General features: G+C 42.3%; 19 protein-coding genes. 18 read left to right on the top strand and 1 reads right to left on the bottom strand.

The annotated features are described in order from the left end of the window. The first annotated feature begins 15 nt into the window (after positions 1–15). The 11 genes from PROVALCAL_RS07140 to PROVALCAL_RS07190 all read left to right on the top strand — a co-directional run bounded on the left by PROVALCAL_RS07140 (position 16) and on the right by PROVALCAL_RS07190 (position 9,784). Positions 16–279 (top strand): EutN/CcmL family microcompartment protein, encoded by a 264-nt coding sequence (locus PROVALCAL_RS07140; RefSeq protein WP_006658503.1) that lies wholly within the window; start codon positions 16–18, stop codon positions 277–279. 7 nt (positions 280–286) lie between these two features. Next, complete coding sequence (locus tag PROVALCAL_RS07145; RefSeq protein WP_006658504.1) at positions 287–1,417, top strand: 1-propanol dehydrogenase PduQ; 1,131 nt, start codon at positions 287–289, stop codon at positions 1,415–1,417. Positions 1,418–1,476: 59 nt separating this feature from the next. Beyond that, positions 1,477–4,908, top strand: a complete 3,432-nt coding sequence (cutC, locus tag PROVALCAL_RS07150) for a choline trimethylamine-lyase (protein ID WP_036963339.1) — start codon at positions 1,477–1,479, stop codon at positions 4,906–4,908. 84 nt (positions 4,909–4,992) lie between these two features. Then, on the top strand, positions 4,993–5,943 hold the full coding sequence (cutD, locus tag PROVALCAL_RS07155; protein ID WP_039861742.1) for a choline TMA-lyase-activating enzyme: 951 nt from the start codon (positions 4,993–4,995) through the stop codon (positions 5,941–5,943). A gap of 13 nt (positions 5,944–5,956) precedes the next feature. After that, positions 5,957–6,349, top strand: coding sequence for a BMC domain-containing protein (locus PROVALCAL_RS07160; protein ID WP_006658507.1), 393 nt, complete (start codon positions 5,957–5,959; stop codon positions 6,347–6,349). Continuing rightward, a complete protein-coding gene (locus PROVALCAL_RS07165) occupies positions 6,346–6,990 on the top strand; it encodes a phosphate propanoyltransferase (protein WP_006658508.1) in 645 nt (214 codons plus the stop codon). Before PROVALCAL_RS07160 ends, PROVALCAL_RS07165 begins: the two co-directional genes overlap by 4 nt. A gap of 22 nt (positions 6,991–7,012) precedes the next feature. Then, positions 7,013–7,711, top strand: coding sequence for a hypothetical protein (locus tag PROVALCAL_RS07170; protein ID WP_224050613.1), 699 nt, complete (start codon positions 7,013–7,015; stop codon positions 7,709–7,711). 52 nt (positions 7,712–7,763) lie between these two features. After that, entirely contained in the window at positions 7,764–8,177 is a 414-nt protein-coding gene (locus PROVALCAL_RS07175; RefSeq protein WP_006658510.1) for a DMT family transporter, read from the top strand. Between the two features lie 18 nt (positions 8,178–8,195). Beyond that, positions 8,196–8,522 (top strand): DMT family transporter, encoded by a 327-nt coding sequence (locus tag PROVALCAL_RS07180; protein WP_006658511.1) that lies wholly within the window; start codon positions 8,196–8,198, stop codon positions 8,520–8,522. A 160-nt stretch (positions 8,523–8,682) separates the two neighbouring features. Further along, entirely contained in the window at positions 8,683–9,018 is a 336-nt protein-coding gene (locus PROVALCAL_RS07185; protein ID WP_006658512.1) for a tRNA-binding protein, read from the top strand. Positions 9,019–9,088: 70 nt separating this feature from the next. Beyond that, the gene (locus tag PROVALCAL_RS07190; protein ID WP_006658513.1) at positions 9,089–9,784 is read left to right on the top strand and encodes a helix-turn-helix transcriptional regulator; all 696 of its coding nucleotides are present in this window, start codon (positions 9,089–9,091) and stop codon (positions 9,782–9,784) included. Between the two features lie 13 nt (positions 9,785–9,797). Here the strand turns inward: PROVALCAL_RS07190 and PROVALCAL_RS07195 are convergent, their stop codons facing one another. After that, complete coding sequence (locus PROVALCAL_RS07195; protein WP_006658514.1) at positions 9,798–10,166, bottom strand: DnaJ family domain-containing protein; 369 nt, start codon at positions 10,164–10,166, stop codon at positions 9,798–9,800. Between the two features lie 454 nt (positions 10,167–10,620). On the opposite strand from PROVALCAL_RS07195, the gene PROVALCAL_RS07200 reads away from it, so the two are divergent. The 7 genes from PROVALCAL_RS07200 to PROVALCAL_RS07230 all read left to right on the top strand — a co-directional run bounded on the left by PROVALCAL_RS07200 (position 10,621) and on the right by PROVALCAL_RS07230 (position 18,939). Then, a complete protein-coding gene (locus PROVALCAL_RS07200) occupies positions 10,621–12,192 on the top strand; it encodes an AbgT family transporter (protein WP_006658515.1) in 1,572 nt (523 codons plus the stop codon). A gap of 641 nt (positions 12,193–12,833) precedes the next feature. Next, positions 12,834–14,147: a sn-glycerol-3-phosphate ABC transporter substrate-binding protein UgpB gene (gene ugpB / locus PROVALCAL_RS07205; RefSeq protein ID WP_006658517.1), complete on the top strand. Its 1,314-nt coding sequence runs from the start codon at positions 12,834–12,836 to the stop codon at positions 14,145–14,147. 68 nt (positions 14,148–14,215) lie between these two features. After that, complete coding sequence (gene ugpA, locus PROVALCAL_RS07210; RefSeq protein ID WP_039861733.1) at positions 14,216–15,103, top strand: sn-glycerol-3-phosphate ABC transporter permease UgpA; 888 nt, start codon at positions 14,216–14,218, stop codon at positions 15,101–15,103. Further along, positions 15,100–15,945, top strand: a complete 846-nt coding sequence (gene ugpE, locus PROVALCAL_RS07215; RefSeq protein WP_006658519.1) for a sn-glycerol-3-phosphate ABC transporter permease UgpE — start codon at positions 15,100–15,102, stop codon at positions 15,943–15,945. The genes ugpA and ugpE overlap by 4 nt, the downstream gene beginning before the upstream one ends. Before the next feature lie 2 nt (positions 15,946–15,947). Next, entirely contained in the window at positions 15,948–17,018 is a 1,071-nt protein-coding gene (locus tag PROVALCAL_RS07220) for a sn-glycerol-3-phosphate import ATP-binding protein UgpC (RefSeq protein WP_006658520.1), read from the top strand. Continuing rightward, positions 17,015–17,758: a glycerophosphodiester phosphodiesterase gene (gene ugpQ / locus PROVALCAL_RS07225; RefSeq protein WP_006658521.1), complete on the top strand. Its 744-nt coding sequence runs from the start codon at positions 17,015–17,017 to the stop codon at positions 17,756–17,758. The genes PROVALCAL_RS07220 and ugpQ overlap by 4 nt, the downstream gene beginning before the upstream one ends. Before the next feature lie 209 nt (positions 17,759–17,967). Then, positions 17,968–18,939, top strand: coding sequence for an Rpn family recombination-promoting nuclease/putative transposase (locus PROVALCAL_RS07230; RefSeq protein WP_006662510.1), 972 nt, complete (start codon positions 17,968–17,970; stop codon positions 18,937–18,939). Positions 18,940–18,983: the final 44 nt, after the last annotated feature.

Here is an 18,983-nt window from a genome sequence, read left to right on the forward strand (position 1 = left end):
TAAGGCGGGTAAATCATGATTTTGGCAAAGGTAATTGGACATGTTGTCGCAACGCAGAAATGCCAAGAGCTAAGTGGTAGTAACTTACTGATGATCACGGCACTTGGCGATGATCTGAATCCGTTGAAGGATAAAACGTTTGTTGCGGTGGACAGTGTTGGCGCAGGGATTAATGACCTTGTTTTGGCGGAAGAGTATTTCGCTTTGAACAAAGACAAATACAAAGCCATGTCCGTGGTTGCCATTGTTGAAAAAGTGTATCGAGACGGCAGGGAGTAAATAACGCATGAACCAGTTTTTCATTAAGCCAAGAGTGCAATTCGGTGCAAATGCTTTGGATTATTTATCTCAAGTTAATGCCCAGCACGCGTTTATCGTGACCGATAAAGCGATGGTGAAATTCGGGTTAGCCGATGAAGTGATTCGTCGATTAACCCAGCAAGGTATCTCATTTTCTTTGTACGATGATGTGGTGCCAGATCCAGAAATTTCATCCATCGTGAAGGGTATGAAAATCATGGATAGCCAATACCCAGATTTAGTGATTGCACTGGGTGGTGGCTCGGTTATTGATGCTGCGAAAGCGGTTATTTACTCCTTATGGCATACCCGCCAAGACAGTCATAGAACCAAACCTCATTTTGTGGCAATCCCCACAACCAGTGGAACGGGTTCTGAAGTCACGGCTTTTTCGGTGATTAAGTCTCACTCAGAAAAACTGGTATTGGTTGATGAGTTTATGTTGCCAGATGTGGCAATTTTAGACCCTGTATTAGTGAAATCTGTTCCTGCCACTATCACCGCAGATACGGGAATGGATGTGTTATGTCATGCCATAGAAGCGTATGTGTCACGCAGTGCTTCTGATTTTTCAGATGCACTTGCAGAAAAAGCCGTTCAGTTAGTTTTTGCCCATCTCATTGATTGCTATCGCGACGGCAGCAACTTAGTGGCTCGTGAAAAAATGCATAACGCATCGTGTATTGCGGGAATGGCATTTACCAATGCATCTCTTGGGATCACCCACAGCTTAGCGCATGCACTAGGTGGTGTGTTTCATATTCCTCATGGTCGTGCCAACGCAATATTGATGGCGCAAGTGGTGGCATTTAACGCAGGACTGGAAGGCTGTTGTGAAACGACTGCGGCTAAGCGTTATGCCGAATTAGCGCAAAAACTTAATTTACCAGCATCGAACGTACGTGAAGGCGTTGAGAGCTTAATCATGGCAATCAACGTACTGAAAGATGAAATGAATATGCCGAAAGGCATCCACGCGACAGGCGTCAATGAAACTGATTTTAATGCCCGTTTAGGGGAAATGGTTGGACAAGCATTGCGCGATAGTTGCACTCCGACTAATCCACGGGACGTAAATGAAAAGCAGATAGAAGCACTGTACAGACAGTCTTTTTAATAGTTAACGCTTTTTATGTGATGAATAACGAACGAGAAAGAACATCAGGAGAGGCTAACATGGCCAAATATGCTTTGACCCCACGAGTAAAAACACTGGCTGAACGTTTAAGTGCTCGTAATTGCTCAATCATTACCGAACGTGCCAACATTCTTGAAACCGTGAGAAACCAACTGACGGGTGCACCACAAGCGATTAAACCCGCTCAACAGTTTTATGAATTTATTCGTCATTTCCCTGCGTTTATCGCACAAGATGAATTGATCATTGGTAGCCAGTCTTCAACGCCGCGTGGTGCTATTTTTCATACGGAAGACGAAGTGCACAGCCAGAGTATTTATGAGTTTTTAGCCGGTGATAGTGCCATTGCCGCTCCCGATTATTTAGTTGTGTTAAATGTGGGATTCGCCGAAATTAAAAACCAGCTGGAAAATCGCGTCAGAAATATTGGTAGTGCGGTCAGTCGTAACAGTATTGATGAGGCAAATAATTGCCGTGCGGCGATTTATGCCTGTGATGCTGCTATCCATTTTGCCCAATCTTTAGCGTTAAGAGCTGAAAATCTCGCGTCAACAGAGGCGAATTCATATCGTCGTGCTGAGCTGCAAGAGAGTGCAGAAGTATTACGCCAAGTACCCGCAAAACCCGCGCAAACCTTTAAAGAAGCTTGCCAAGCATTCTACTTATTACAACTGATTTTGCATTTAGAAAATGGCAGCTATGCCGTCAATCCAATGGGTTTCGACAAAGCGGTTTATCCATTCTACCAACGCGACATTGAGCAAGGCCGCTTAACGCCACAACAGGCTTATGAGATTGTTGAAAGTCTATGGTTGAAACTGGCTGAATTGTCGGAAGTCCGTGCAACTCGCGCGATGGATGGTTATCCGATGTTTGATGCGCTTAAAGGCGGTATCTATCTTAATGATCCGCAAGTTTGCATCAACGAACTTTCCGCGATGATGCTTTCGGCTCATGAAAATATCAGCGCAATTAATGCTGGATTAAAAGTCCGTTTATATTGCGGTCAAGCAAGTACGCAGCCTCAATATTCTGCGGCTTCAGCGAGTTATGTCGCACCAACGGCTCAACAAGATAATGAATTCAAAGTGATGGAAGGGTTAACGCCGCGCTTACAGCGTTTGCGTAACCGTTATCTAGAAGCGCGTCCAAGCGTGTCTATCTATCGCGCATTAGCCTTTACGGAAGTGGTAAAGAATAATCCAGGTTTACCGCCGATTTTGTTGCGTGCAAAAGCGTTCCGTCGTGCGTGTGAAACCGCACCTATCTTGATTCAACCTGAAGAGCTGATTGTCGGTCACCCATGCGGTAAAGCACGCGCTGGGGCATTTTCTCCTGATATCGCATGGCGCTGGGTGGTAGACGAACTCGATACAATGAGCACTCGCCCACAAGATCCATTTGTGATCTCTGAAGAAGATAAAAAAGTGATTCGTGAAGAAATCGCGCCATTTTGGGAAGGTCGTTCTCTGGATGAAATTTGTGAAGCGCAATACCGTGAAGCGGGGGTTTGGGAATTCAGCGGCGAAACCTTTGTGAGTGACTTGTCCTATCACCAAATCAATGGCGGCGGCGATACTTGCCCAGGTTATGACGTATTACTTTTCACTAAAGGCATGAATGGCATTAAAGCGGATGCTCAGGCAAGACTGGCTGAGTTAAGCATGCAAAATCCAGAGGACATCGACCGCATTTATTTCTATAAAGCCTCGATTGAAACCTGTGAGGGGGTGGTGGCTTATGCGCATCGTATCGCTGAACATGCTCGTGAACTGGCTTCTCAAGAGACAGATCAGAAACGTCGTGAAGAGTTACTGACAATTGCTCAAGTGAACGAAAATGTCCCAGCGAACCCACCAAAAACATTGCAAGAAGCGCTGCAAAGTATTTGGACTGTGGAATCCTTGTTTGAAATTGAAGAAAACCAAACTGGATTGTCATTAGGTCGTTTAGACCAATACTGTTTCCCAATGTATGAAAGCGATATTCAATCGGGTCGTTTAACTCAAGACCAAGCACTGGAAATGATGCAGGCGTTTATCATCAAATGTGCGGAATTAATGTGGATGTCCAGTGAGCTGGGTGCTAAATATTTCGCTGGATATCAGCCGTTTATCAATTTAACTGTGGGTGGTCAAAAACGCTCGGGTGGTGATGCATGTAACGATTTAACGTACTTAATTATGGATGCAGTCCGTTTCGTTAAAGTTTATCAGCCATCATTAGCATGCCGTATTCACAACCAATCTCCGCAAAAATATATGGAAAAAATCGTAGATGTGGTGAAAGCCGGTATGGGCTTCCCTGCCTGCCACTTTGACGATTCCCATATCAAAATGATGCTACGTAAAGGCTTTGATTTCGAAGATGCGCGCGACTATTGCTTAATGGGTTGCGTGGAACCACAAAAATCAGGTCGAATTTATCAGTGGACATCAACGGGTTACACACAATGGCCTATTGCGATTGAATTTGTTCTGAATCGTGGTCGGATGGTGCTGTTTGATAGCCACCAAGGCTTAGATACCGGAGATCTGCGTAACCTGAAAACCTTTGAAGATTTCGATAACGCGGTGAAAGCGCAAATTGCCCATATTGTTCGCCTATCTGCGATTGGTACGGTCATCAGTCAGCGTGTTCACCGTGATGTCGCGCCAAAGCCATTGATGTCTTTGCTGGTGGAAGGCTGTATGGAGAAAGGGAAAGATGTTGCGGCGGGTGGTGCAATGATTAACCACGGTCCAGGGCTGATTTTCTCTGGTCTAGCAACTTACGTTGACTCAATGGCGGCTATTCGCAAAGTGGTTTATGAAGAGGGTCGCTATACCTTAGAGCAAGTGCGCGATGGCCTGCTTGCCAACTTTGAAGGTTATGAAGAGTTACGTCGTGATTGCCTGAATGCACCTAAGTTCGGTAATGATGACAACTATGTTGACCAATATGCTTTAGACATTACTGAATGGACTGAACGTGAGTGTCGTAAATACGACATGCTGTATTCCACATTGAGTCACGGAACATTGTCCATTTCTAACAATACACCGATTGGTGAGTTAACCGCAGCGACGGCAAATGGTCGTTTAGCATGGATGCCTCTGTCAGATGGTATTAGCCCAACCCAAGGTGCTGATAAACAAGGACCAACGGCGATTATTAAGTCCATCAGTAAAATGAACGTGGAAACGATGAATATCGGGATGGTGCATAACTTTAAGTTCTTAAAAGGCTTATTGGATACGCCAGAAGGCCGCAATGGATTAATCACCTTGTTAAGAACGGCATCCATTTTGGGTAACGGTCAAATGCAGTTCAGCTACGTTGATAACGAAATGCTGAAAAAAGCACAGCAAGAACCTGAGAAATATCGTGACTTAATCGTTCGTGTTGCTGGTTACAGTGCTTACTTCGTTGAATTGTGTAAAGAGGTTCAGGACGAAATCATTAGCCGTACCGTGATTGAGAAGTTCTAAACCCAATCTGGGTGGGGATAGATAGCTATTCCCTACCCATCATAATAAAAACAATAAGTTTGAAACTGTTTTGGAGATGCAATGATGAACACAGCGGCAGAAATCAGAGGGCGGATATTTAATATCCAGAAATACTCAATTTATGACGGTGATGGCATTCGTACCCTTATTTTTCTCAAAGGATGCAATATTCGTTGCCCTTGGTGCGCTAACCCTGAAGGGCTCAGTAGCCAATTTCAAGTGATGTTTTCCCACGACAAATGTGTGGGATGTGGGAAATGCGTGGATGTCTGCCCGACAGGTATCCATTACATGACAACCAATGAACAAGGGGAAGCTATCCATCGCGTGAATCGCAGTATTGACTGCATTGGCTGCCGTAAATGTGAGGAAGTGTGCATTTCTGATGCATTAGACATTATGGGAAAAGATGTCACGGTTTCTGAAATGATGGACATCATTATGCAGGATTACGATTTTTATATTTCCTCTGGCGGTGGTGTCACGATTGGTGGCGGTGAAATGAGTTTACAGACTGACTTTGCTGTGGAACTTCTGCGTGAATGTAAAAAGATGATGATCAATACAGCCGTTGAAACTCAAGGAACAACGTCACTCGCCAATTATGAAAGGTTAGCCGAAGTTGTCGACCTATTCTTGTTCGATGTGAAGCATATCGATACCGTTGAGCATAAAAACTTGTTTGGTATTGGTAATGAAAATGTGCGCCGTAATCTCGAAAGATTAATGGAGTTGGGGGCAAATGTGGTGATGCGTATGCCTTTAGTTCGCGGATACAACGACTCTTTTGATGCCATAACTGGCGCAATTGAGTACGCCATGGAATTGTCGAAACGCGGTAATTTAAATCGAATTGATATCTTACCTTATCACCAGCTTGGTCGTGGGAAATACGACAAGCTCGATATGATTTATCCCATCAAGAAAGATCCAACCTACAGCGTTGAAGAGTTAGATCAATTAGAGGCTTTCTTTAAAACATTCGATTTTGATATTCGACTGGTTCGTCACTAAGTAGGAGAGAAAGATGAAAAGTTTAGGTGTCATTGAGACTTACGGACTGACATCGGCAATACAAGCTGCCGATGCGGCATGTAAAGCGGCAAGTGTTGAGATTGTTGGTTATCGTAAAATTGGTTCTGGCTTAGTTTCTGTCTGTTTTCAGGGGGAAATTAGTGCAGTAAGAACAGCGGTTGATCATGGTGCATCGGTTGTCAGCCATCAAAATTTATTAAAAGGTACGCTAGTGATTGCTCGCCCTGAGGAGAGTGTGATCACTCAACTGTTATCTGCCAAGAATACCGCGAGTGAAATTGAGCAATGTCGTGAAGCGTCAGTGCGTGAGTCTTCTGTAGAAACGCTAGAAAATCATGTTGTTGTAGAGCCAAAAGCGGAAGTTCGTAAAGGGAAGAAATCATGATAAACCAGCAGCTAATGGGGAAAATTCTGTCTCGCTTAGCCGTGCCAAACTCTGCTGCAATAATGGAGAGTCCTATCGCTATTCCGGTGGGCGTTTCTAACCGTCATGTTCATCTTTCGCAAGAGGACGTCACCGTTCTTTTTGGTGAAGGTTATCAACTCACGCCATTTAAAGATTTGAAACAACCGGGACAATTTGCGGCAAAAGAGTGTGTGATGGTGGTTGGACCTAAAGGGTCGATCAGTAAAGTGCGAGTATTAGGACCAACAAGACCCAAAACTCAGCTTGAGGTCTCGAAAGCCGATTGTTTTGCGCTTGGCATTAAAGCACCAGTGCGTGAGTCTGGGGATCTAAATGAGTCAGGAAATGCGCTGTTAATTGGTCCGGCTGGGTACGTTAATCTCTCGGAACAGGTGATTTGTGCCCAACGCCATATTCACATGAACCTGATGGATGCTCGCGCGCTCAATGTCGTTAATGGACAGCGGGTATGTGTGCGGACTGAGGGTGAGCGTAGCCTCGTATTTGATGAAGTTGTTATTCGAGTCGATGCACGATTTTCTCTGGAATTTCATATTGATACAGATGAAGCGAATGCAGCAGGGTTACGCAATAATGACAGTGTTTTTGTTGTCAGCTAAATACTTAGCGAACGGTGGCAAGATGAACGAAAAAATAATTGAGCAGATAGTGTCACAGGTACTGCAACAGCTGAAACAGCGAGTATTAGTGGTATTGTCCCCTAGCCAAGCTTATCAACAGGCGGTGTATCAACGTTTATTGTCGTTATCCTCGATGTCTTTTTCTTTCTATGCCACCAAGGAAATGTTAACGCAATCGACAGGAAACCAATCGACAGGGAACCAATGGAAAGAAATCGGACAACAATTTGATATTAATACCTTTAGTGTAGACAAGCTGGCTGAATTCCATTGTGTGTTTTTACCTTTTCTGGGAAGTAAGGTCGTTAGTGAAGTTGTGAATGGATTATCCGTTAGCGAAGAAAGTGAAATTATCTTACATGCACTCTCTCAAAATATTCCTATTTTGGCGCTGAAATATCATTGTTGTCCTGATAGTGATTTAAACCAGATATTAGGTTTGAATAAAAATGAACAGTATAACGACCTAATTAAAGAGAATATAAATAAGGCTATCTCATTAGGTATTCAATTCGATACATTTAATAATATTGAAAATAAAATACTCATTAGAAATGATGAGGCATCGAGTGAAAATAAAGTTAATCAGAATCGCTATATTACTTTGAACGAAGTAATGAATGACCCAAAGGAATACTCTCTAAATAAAAATAAATTAACAGATTCAGCAATAGATTATTTAAAGTCTCTAAAAAAATAGATTTCATTTCAATTTAATATTTTAAACGTCTATCTATGTAGGAGTATTATCTATGTCTTCTAAAGCAAAATCATGGCTTTGGATGCTGGCGGTGATTATTTCTGAAACCTCAGCAACATCCACATTGAAAATGTTCGATAATAGTGAAGGAACAACCAAATCATTATTATTAGGTCTGATAGTGATTCTGTATGTTATTTGTTATTACTCTCTTTCTCGCGCAGTGAAATATATTCCAGTTGGATTAGCATATGCCACTTGGTCAGGCACGGGCATTTTAATGGTTTCTACCTTAGGTATGCTTTTTTATGGGCAGCATCCCGATATGGCGGCAATTATCGGAATGGGGGTCATTGCGTCTGGCATCGTGATTATGAACTTGTTTTCTAAGATGGGGGCTGATGAGGCTGAACCAGCTGAAAATTCAGAAGCGTCACTGTCTTCAACTAACAACGTCGCTCATTAATAAGAAGAGAGGAATAGTATGTTTACTGGATTTTTATGGTTGGCATTATCGATTGGTTCGGAGATTACAGGAACATCGATGATCAAAAAAACCAACAGTTTTAGTAAATTAGGTCCATCTATTTTAGTGATTGTGGCTTACTGTTTGTGCTATTTTGCGTTAACTCGTGCAATGGGATATATCCCTGTGGGTGTTGCGTACTCTTTATGGTGTGGGTTTGGTATTGTTGGTGTAACGTTAGTTTCGATGATTTTATATAAGCAGAAACCCGATGTGCCTGCTGTCTTCGCGATGGGATTAATTATCTCTGGCGGTATTATTATGAACACCTTCTCAACGATGTAATCTTCGGTTTTATCTCTCGTATACCCATTGATTATTGCCTGTTTTTTCAGGTGATAATCAATGACGGTTTCACAACATAAAATGAATGTTTAACGCTAAGAGTCATTGTCTATCCTATGCTAATTTAACGTATGACTATCGTTTAATTTAGGAATGAGATATGCAAATTATTGAGTGGGATGACTTTACGAAAGTTGAAATGCGTATTGGCACCATTATTCGTGCGGAAGTGAACAGTAAAGCGAAGAAGCCCGCTTATGTCATGGATGTGGATTTAGGAGAATTAGGAATTAAACGCTCAAGCGCACAAATTACGGTGCATTACACTCCCGAAAGTTTAATTGGAAAACAGGTTTTATGTGTGTGTAATTTTGAAGTTAAACGTATTGCTGGCATAAAATCTGAAGTGTTAATTACGGGAGCACCAGATGAAACAGGGGCGATTGTATTAGCGGAATTTAATTTACCCGTGCCGAATGGTTCTCGTCTTGCTTAAGCCGTAAGGCTGCATTTTCTTGATTAAAACCGTTATACTCCTACTGTATGCCACCCAGTAGGAGCTCACCTTGTTATTACCTGAACTGCATTATCGCCAATATTCTCAAGAGGTTATTTCTCATCAACATGATGGGCAATGGCAGGTGGTATTTGCCGTATCTGGCGCGATGGAAATCAATATGCATCGCCAACACTGGCTATTGAATGCGGGTCAGGGGGTGGTGATCCCTCCGAGTGTGAGTCATGCCTTTAGTGGGCAAAAAGGTAATCAAAACTATGTATTGGAAATGCCAGCAACAGCACAGTGGGCATTAAGTGAGCGAATGACCCACTTCGCGCTCACGCCTGCTGCGATAGGGTTATTGAATTGGTTACAGCATTTTCCTCAAGCACCTGAACAGAACTTTGCCGTCGCACGTCTATTATTAGCCCAGTTAACGCCTGAAAATCGTTGGATTGATGAATTGACTCACTGGATTGAATTACGTTTGCATTTACCCATAAGCTGCGAGGATATTGCCTCTGCATTTTATATGTCTGTCAGTACATTACAGCGTAAAATGAAAGCAGAGACTGGGGGCACAGTCATGCAGTTTCTATTACAAAAACGGATGGAAGCTGCTGGAAGTTTATTATTAACTAATCAAACCATTGAGCACGTTGCCACTCTTGTCGGGTACGATTCCCATTCAGCGTTTAGCCACGCATTCCGTAAATTTTACGGTAAAACACCGTTGGAATATCGCCTAAAATCCCTGATATGATGTCTAAATTACGTCATTTAGACTCTACGTGCTGCGAAATTGTCGCGGAGTACTCTCCGTATAAAAAATCGGTGTTGATATTGGCTTGTTTGAGTTTCAACTCAAGTAATGCCAGCTGTTTGTTGATAGCCACATAATTAGGGTCATCGGCAGAGAGTTGCTGTAACATATGGCATAAATTGAGCGCTTCTTTTTTCTGCTGTAATTCAGCAGGTAGATATCCTGAATTTTTGAGAATACGATATCCCGCCCTTAATTCCTCAGGAACGAGGCTATCATCATCAAGCTGCAAAGGCTTACCCTCACCATTGAGATTGGATAATTCTCCCTTGTTTAAGGCGTCTTGAATATGGCGCTCGGCCCAAAGATCAATTACAGACATTATTGTTCGCTCTGTTGTCAATAAGCATGAATTATAACGTTGATTAGTGTGAATGAGAAACGCACATTAATCTGGCTAATGGTTTTTTTGTAGGGGGGAATGACACAGATTTTGAGGTATTGTAAAAATGTGCATTAGACAGATTAAATGAAATAAAACCGACTAAATTTGATACTTTGATAGTGTTAAATAATAAAAAATGGCACCTTAATATTATTAAAATGTTAACTTGACCACATTTTTTATATTTACTGATATTTAATTTTTATAAAATTTGATTATTACATAAATAAAATTTAACAAAATTAATGCTGTTATTTTATTATCCATCTAGTAATTATTAGTTTATGTATCAAATTGTATCAAATTTGTTGGTTTGAAATTGTGTATTTGTGATTAGGTGAGGCAAAAAATATTGTGTAATGTCCATTTCTCTTGTTTATAAGGAGAAAATATGGAGCAAAAAAAACAAGAGGGTAGCCGTTTTTTACGTACGGTTGAGTGGTTGGGTAATGCCTTGCCACACCCTGTCATTCTATTCATTATCTTAATTGGGATTTTATTAGTCTCTTCAGCAGTCGGTCAGTATTTTGGTATTAGTGTTCCTGATCCTCGCCCTGAAGGCGCGAAAGGTCGCGCTGAAGACGGAATCATTCACATTGTGAGTTTATTAGATGCTGAGGGTATTCGTAAAATTCTCTCCAATGTCGTGACCAACTTTACCGGATTTGCTCCATTAGGTACGGTATTAGTGGCATTGTTAGGTGTGGGGATTGCGGAACGTGCAGGTCTATTATCCGCTGCAATGCGTCTAATTGTGATTAAAGCGCCTCGCAAATTAACGACTGTTGCAATTGTGTTTGCTGGAATCATGTCGAATACTGCCGCAGAGTTGGGATATGTGGTGCTGATTCCTCTTGCCGCAATTATTTTCCATTCATTAGGTCGCCATCCACTTGCAGGGTTGGCAGCGGCATTCGCTGGCGTATCCGGTGGGTATTCCGCAAACTTATTGTTAGGAACAGTTGATCCGTTATTGTCTGGGATCACACAGCAAGCCGCACGAATTATAGACCCGACGTATATCGTCGGTGCAGAAGCGAACTGGTATTTTATGTTCGCCAGTACGTTCTTGATTACTATTTTGGGTTACTTCATCACCGAAAAAATTGTTGAGCCACAGTTAGGTCCCTATCAGGGCGGTGGTGTTGATGAAGATGAAGATAAGCTCAGAGCTTCAGCTGAAGTGACGCCGCTTGAGAAAAAAGCGCTGTTCTGGGCATCGGTGACTTTCTGGGGATTAGCGGCAGTATTAGCCTTAATGGTGGTGCCGGAAAGTGGAATTTTACGTAATCAAGAAACTGGGTTAGTGAGTAATTCACCTTTCTTAAAAGCGATTGTGGTATTTATCTTTATTTTCTTTGCGGTTCCAGGGATTGTTTACGGCTATATTGCAAAAACCATGCGCAGTGATAAAGATGTGGTTGATGCGATGGCAAGCGCAATGAGCACCTTGGGTCTCTATTTAGTCATCATTTTCTTTGCAGCACAGTTCGTTGCATTCTTTGGATGGACAAATATCGGGCAAGTTATTGCGGTCAAAGGCGCTAATTTCTTAAATAGCATTGACCTACACGGTGGAATATTATTTGTTGGCTTTATTCTGATTTGTGCCTTTATTAACCTTATGATTGGCTCGGCTTCCGCTCAATGGGCGGTGACTGCGCCGATATTTGTTCCGATGTTAATGTTGGCAGGCTATTCCCCTGAAACTATCCAAGCTGCATATCGTATTGGTGATTCCGTGACAAACATTATTACGCCAATGATGAGTTATTTTGGATTGATTATGGCAATCGTTGTTAAATATAAAAAAGATGCTGGAATTGGAACCTTAGTTTCAATGATGTTGCCATACTCCATTATTTTCTTTATTGGATGGTCACTGTTCTTTATTGTCTGGGTATTTATTTTAGGGCTGCCAGTAGGACCAGGTTCACCAATTTATTTCACACCGGGCAGTTAGTTACATTATTAAACGATTAGGTTGTAAGGGTAAATAGCTTTCTATTTACCCTTTTTTACTTCTATTGATATATGTATTTATAAGTAGACATAAAATGATAATCATTAGATGGCTTGTTTGATAGGGTATTATTGGTTTTTTGGTTCTATTGTATTAAATATTTGTTGTTATCTTATTATTACCCTAAAGTTAAATGAGGAATTAAATTTATTTGCATGGTTACGTCAAGAATAGACTTGTTCTCAAGTTTGTTTTTATTTATGTGTTGTTTTAAATAAAAATAAGGGTGATTAATATGTATAGAATGACAATTTCCGCAAAACTATTCCTCGTGTCTTTTTTTACTTTATTATTCATGTTTCCTATTTTTTGTTATTTTGTCGTTTTTCAATAATCAAAAACAAATGCTTTAAATTACATCGCGTGTTTATTGGTAATATAGCGAGAAAATAAAATACGTCGATTGTCATGTAAACGTCATTCGCAAGAGATATGACTGTCATCTGTCTGTCATGTGTTGGCGATATTTCTGTCATTTCTCGGTGATAAATTCTCTCTCGAACATAAGCTGCGTGAATTCGCACATTTCAGTGTAAATCTCAGCGAATAAATTTTAGTCATCATAAAAGAGAGAAATTGGCATGGCATCGATAAAACAGTCGGCTCTAGCACTGATGCTTGGTTTTGCGTTTAGTAGTCAGGGAATAGCAGCCACCACAATTCCATTTTGGCATTCAATGGAGGGGCAGCTTGGTGAAGAAGTGAATGACCTTGTCACTCGCTTTAATGAAACGCATCCTGATTACAAAGTGGTTCCTACCTATAAAGGGAATTATGAACAAAGCCTTGCTGCGGGAATAGCCGCATTTCGTTCCGGTAATGCCCCTGCTATTTTGCAAGTTTATGAAGTGGGCACGGCAACGATGATGTCATCTAAAGCCATTAAGCCAGTCTATGAAGTCTTTAAAGAGGCTGGCATTGCTTTCGATGAATCCCAGTTTGTTCCTACCGTCTCCGGTTACTACAGCGACGCAAAAACAGGTCACCTGTTATCTCAACCTTTCAATAGTTCTACGCCGGTTCTCTATTACAACAAAGAGGCTTTCAAAAAAGCAGGTTTGAATCCAGATGAGCCACCAAAAACATGGCAAGACCTTGCTCAATACACTGAAAAATTACGTGAGTCGGGAATGAAGTGTGGCTATGCGAGTGGCTGGCAGGGATGGATTCAAATCGAAAACTTTAGTGCATGGAATGGGTTACCTGTTGCAACGAAAAATAATGGGTTTGATGGTACGGATGCAGTTTTGGCATTTAATACACCAGATCACGTAAGGCACATTGAACTGCTACAAGACATGAATAAGAAAGGGACGTTCAGTTATTTAGGACGTAAAGATGAGCCAACCGAAAAATTCTATAACGGGGATTGTGCCATTATTACGGGGTCTTCCGGTTCTCTTGCCAATATCCGTAAACACGCCAAGTTTGATTTTGGTGTTGGTATGATGCCATACGACGCGCAAATTCCAACTGCGCCACAAAATGCCATTATTGGCGGTGCGAGTTTATGGGTGATGGAGGGCAAAGATCCCGCAACTTATAAAGGCGTTGCTGAATTTATGAAGTTCCTTGCTGAGCCTGAGAATGCCGCAAAATGGCACCAGAATACGGGGTATTTACCGATTACCACTGCGGCGTATGAATTAACCCAAAAGTCGGGTTTTTATGACAAAAATCCCGGTGCAGATATTGCCACGCGTCAAATGCTCAATAAGGCACCTCTCCCTTATACCAAAGGGTTACGCTTAGGGAACATGCCACAGATTCGTACCATTGTGGATGAAGAGTTGGAATCAGTATGGTCCGGTAAGAAAACCCCACAGCAAGCATTAGATGCTTCTGTTGAACGGGGTAACCAATTATTACGCCGCTTTGAAAAATCCACTCAGTAATGAGTCCTTTCGCCCCTCTGATGGCATGCAGAGGGGCGCTGCATCACATCTGATTTATTGGGTTGCTTATGTCATCATCTCGTCCCGTATTTCGCTCTCGCTGGTTGCCTTATGTCCTCGTGTTGCCGCAATTAATCATTACGGTCATTTTCTTTATTTTGCCCGCAGGGCAAGCCCTATGGTACTCCCTACAAAGTATTGATCCTTTTGGATTATCCAGTGAATTTGTAGGATTGGAAAATTTCACTCAACTCTTTAGCGATAGCTATTATGTCGACTCTTTTTATACCACGATGATTTTTAGCGCGTGGGTCGCGGGGTGTGGGTTAGTGGTTTCACTTTTTTTTGCTGCGTTAGTTGACTATGTGGTGAGAGGGAGTCGTTTTTACCAAACATTGATGCTGTTGCCTTATGCAGTAGCTCCCGCTGTGGCGGCGGTGTTATGGATGTTTCTCTTTAGCCCAGGAAGAGGATTAATCACCTATGGTTTGGAGGCGATTGGGTATGATTGGAACCATGCACAAAACAGTGGGCAAGCCATGTTTTTAGTGGTTCTAGCGTCAGTTTGGAAACAAATTAGTTATAACTTTTTGTTTTTCTTTGCTGCGTTGCAGTCGATTCCTAAATCTCTGATGGAAGCCGCTGCAATCGATGGTGCGGGTCCTATTCGACGCTTCTTTAAAATATCTTTACCACTGATTACCCCTGTCAGCTTCTTTTTACTGGTCGTGAATTTGGTGTATGCCTTTTTTGATACCTTTCCGGTGATTGACGCGGCAACGGGAGGGGGACCCGTACAAGCAACCACAACACTCATTTATAAAATTTATCGTGAAGGTTTTTCGGGACTCGATCTCTCTTCATCCGCAGCACAGTCAGTCATTTTGATGGGATTGGTGGTCATCTTAACGGTAGTTCAATTTCGTTTTATCGAACGTAAGGTGCGTTACCAATGATTGAAAAAAATCGAGGGTTGAGCCTATTTAGTCACTCAATGCTGATACTTGGAATTTTGGTGATTTTATTTCCACTGTATGTGGCGTTTGTTGCCGCGACGCTGGACGATAAAGCGGTTTTTGATACTCCGATAACGCTGATCCCTGGTACCCATTTATGGGAAAACCTGACCTATATCTGGAATAACGGCGTCGCAGCAAACAGTGCACCATTTTGGTTAATGCTGGTGAATAGCGCCATTATGGCGCTGGTAATTGCGATAGGAAAAATCACGATTTCGATGCTATCAGCGTTTGCGATTGTTTGGTTCCGTTTCCCATGCCGTAGTCTATTTTTTTGGATGATTTTCATTACGTTAATGTTGCCTGTAGAAGTCCGTATTTTTCCTACTGTAGAGGTCATTTCCAGCTTAAACATGGTGGATAGTTACTCTGGGTTAACCTTACCGTTGATGGCATCAGCCACTGCCACTTTTTTGTTTCGTCAATTTTTTATGACGTTGCCGGATGAGTTAATTGAAGCCGCACGTATTGATGGTGCCTCCCCAATGCGTTTTTTCCGCGACATTGTATTGCCATTGTCTAAAACAAACTTATCCGCACTATTTGTGATCACGTTTATCTACGGTTGGAATCAGTATTTGTGGCCGATTTTGATCGTCGCAGACCCGAGTTTAGGAACAGCAGTGGCTGGGATCAAAGGCATGATTGCTTCTGGAGAAGGGACAACACAATGGAACCAAGTGATGGCTGCAATGTTGCTGACACTCATTCCTCCTATTCTTGTTGTATTAGCGATGCAGCGTGCTTTTGTACGTGGCTTAGTCGATAGTGAGAAATAACCATGGCAGAATTAAAGCTTCAAGCCGTCACCAAAAGTTGGGACGGAAAAAATCAAGTCATTAAGCCGCTTACGATAGATGTCGCCGATGGCGAATTTATTGTTATGGTGGGACCTTCAGGGTGTGGAAAATCCACGTTATTACGCATGGTGGCAGGGCTAGAGCAAGTGACCAGTGGGGACATTTGGATTGACCGAAAACGCGTGACGGAATTGGAGCCAAAAGAGCGTGGTATTGCGATGGTTTTCCAGAATTATGCGCTTTATCCTCATATGAGTGTTGAAGAAAATATGGCGTGGGGATTAAAAATTCGCGGGCTTGGGAAAGAAATCATTCGTCAAAAAGTACAGGATGCAGCCCGTATTTTAGAACTTGATGGTTTATTAAAGCGCCAGCCTAGAGAGCTCTCTGGCGGTCAACGTCAACGGGTGGCTATGGGGCGTGCGATTGTCCGCGATCCTGCGGTATTTTTGTTTGATGAACCGCTTTCTAACCTCGATGCAAAATTACGCGTGCAAATGCGCCTTGAGCTACAGCAACTACATCGACGTTTAAAAACTACCAGTTTGTATGTCACGCATGATCAGGTGGAAGCGATGACATTGGCTCAGCGAGTGATGGTGATGAATAAAGGCATCGCAGAGCAAATTGGTTCACCAGTCGAGGTGTATGAACGTCCTGCTAGCCGTTTTGTGGCAAGCTTTATTGGTTCCCCCGCGATGAATTTGTTGGAAGGAAAAATAAGTACTGATGGCGCATGTTTTGAATTAAACGGTGGAATGCAATTACCTCTAGAGAGAACATATTTACAGTGGGTAGGGCATGCGCTAACGTTAGGTATCCGACCGGAACATTTGCAATTAGGCTCTGAATCATCAGGGGGGATTCCCCTTGAAGTCGACACACTCGAAATGTTAGGTGCCGATAATCTTGTGCATGGTCAGTGGGCTGGACAAAAAGTGATTGTACGTCTTGGTCACGAACATCGACCCCAAGTAGGTACAACACTATGGCTTCATCTTCCTGAAGCCCATCAGCATTTTTTTGATACTCAATATGGACACCGTTTATGAATCTTTGGCCTTATCCTAAAATTGTTGCTCATCGTGGTGGTGGAAAATTAGCCCCTGAGAATACCCTTGCCGCCATCGATGTCGGAGCAAAATATGGTCATACGATGATTGAGTTTGACGCTAAATTATCCCGTGATGGTCAAATTTTTCTGCTTCATGATGATACCCTTGAGCGCACCAGTAATGGGCATGGTATTGCGGGGGATTTCGATTGGAGTCAGCTAATCAAAATAGATGCGGGAAGCTGGTATAGCCAAGAGTTTGCTCATGAACCCTTGCCATTGCTGTCACAAGTCGCGGAGCGTTGCCAGCAACATAACATGATGGCAAACATCGAAATTAAACCCACAACGGGCTTAGAAACCGAAACAGGAACTGTGGTGGCTCTCGCTGCTCGTCAATGGTGGCAGGGGCAAACAGCGCCATTACTCTCTTCATTTTCAATTGAATCCCTTGAAGCGGCTCAGGCCGCTGCCCCCGAATTACCACGCGGTTTACTACTCGAAGAGTGGCGTGAAGATTGGCGAGAACTCACGGGGCGCTTAGATTGTGTGTCTATTCATTTGGACCACATTTTACTGGATAAAGCGCGAGTTGATCTTTTGAAACGTGCTGGCTTATTTATTTTGGTGTATACCGTGAATGACCCTGATCGCGCTAAATTATTATTAGACTGGGGGGTGGATGCAATTTGTACCGATCGTATTGATCTAATCGGTCCAAACTTCCCTGTAAAGTAGAACAGCAATCCCTTTGTTTTTAAAGCTCTCCCAATAAGCCTATTGCTTATTGGGGGAGCTTTTCCATTGTGTAAACAAGTAATTTATTTAATTAAAAACAATGAGTTAGTTTGTCAAGTGATTATCGGTAATTAGGATTAACTTTTTTCCTTTTCCTTAAAAATATTGGTTAGTATCTCGTCATCACACGGATAAGGATGGCAGTAGATATGACAATGCAGCTCATTGCTAGACCCCATGATTCGACTTTTAAAGGTTTTATGAGCAAAGTCGATAATGCGCGAGATTTCTTTGAAATCTATCTTCCGAACCGCATTAAACCACTTTGTAATTTGGATACACTGAAGCTAGCGAGTGCTTCATTCATCGATAAAACCTTGCGGTCTCGTTTTTCAGATATGCTTTATTCTGTTCAAACTCTCAAGGGAAAAGGGTATTTCTACCTATTAGTTGAACATCAATCTACCCCCGATAAGCTGATGGGATGGCGGCTTATGCACTATGCATTCTGTGCAATGAACCAACATTTGCAGCAAGGAAATAACGCATTACCACTGGTGGTACCTATCTTGTTTTATCATGGGAAACAGTCGCCTTATCCCTATTCACAGGTATGGACTGATTGTTTTCCGTGGGCAGATTTAGCCTATGACCTCTATTGCAATCCATTGCCGCTGGTGGACGTGACGGTAGCGAGTGACGATGAAATTGTGAATCACCGAAAAGTTGCTGCAATGGAGCTCGTGCTTAAACATTCTACATTGAGGGATGACCTGATAGTGCTATCCGAGCGTTTAGCTCAGGTGATTAGTGAGAATGAAAACCACCGTGATGATGTGATTTTAATCATTAACTATCTGTTTAGTGTGATGGATACCCCGACATACACTCAGATAGTCAAAACATTAATTGAACAAACCGAAGGGTATCAGGAGACTGTCATGACGATTGCTGACCGTTTAAGAAATGAAGGGTTAGAAAAAGGCTTAATAAAAGGTAGAGAAGAAGGAAAAGCAGAAGGAAAAGCAGAAGGAAGAGAAGAAGCTCGGCAAGAGGAGCAAGCGATAGCTAGACAGCGAACTTACACTCAAGTTATTACCAGTTTGGACCTTGGCTTAAGTATTGACATTATCAGTAAAATTACAGGGTTACCACATTCTGAAATACAAGCTATGCGCTAAAATAATACAGGGCAGAGTTAACGTAACAGTGAACTCTGCCCTTT

The organism is Providencia alcalifaciens DSM 30120, from assembly GCF_000173415.1.
Lineage (GTDB): Bacteria > Pseudomonadota > Gammaproteobacteria > Enterobacterales > Enterobacteriaceae > Providencia > Providencia alcalifaciens.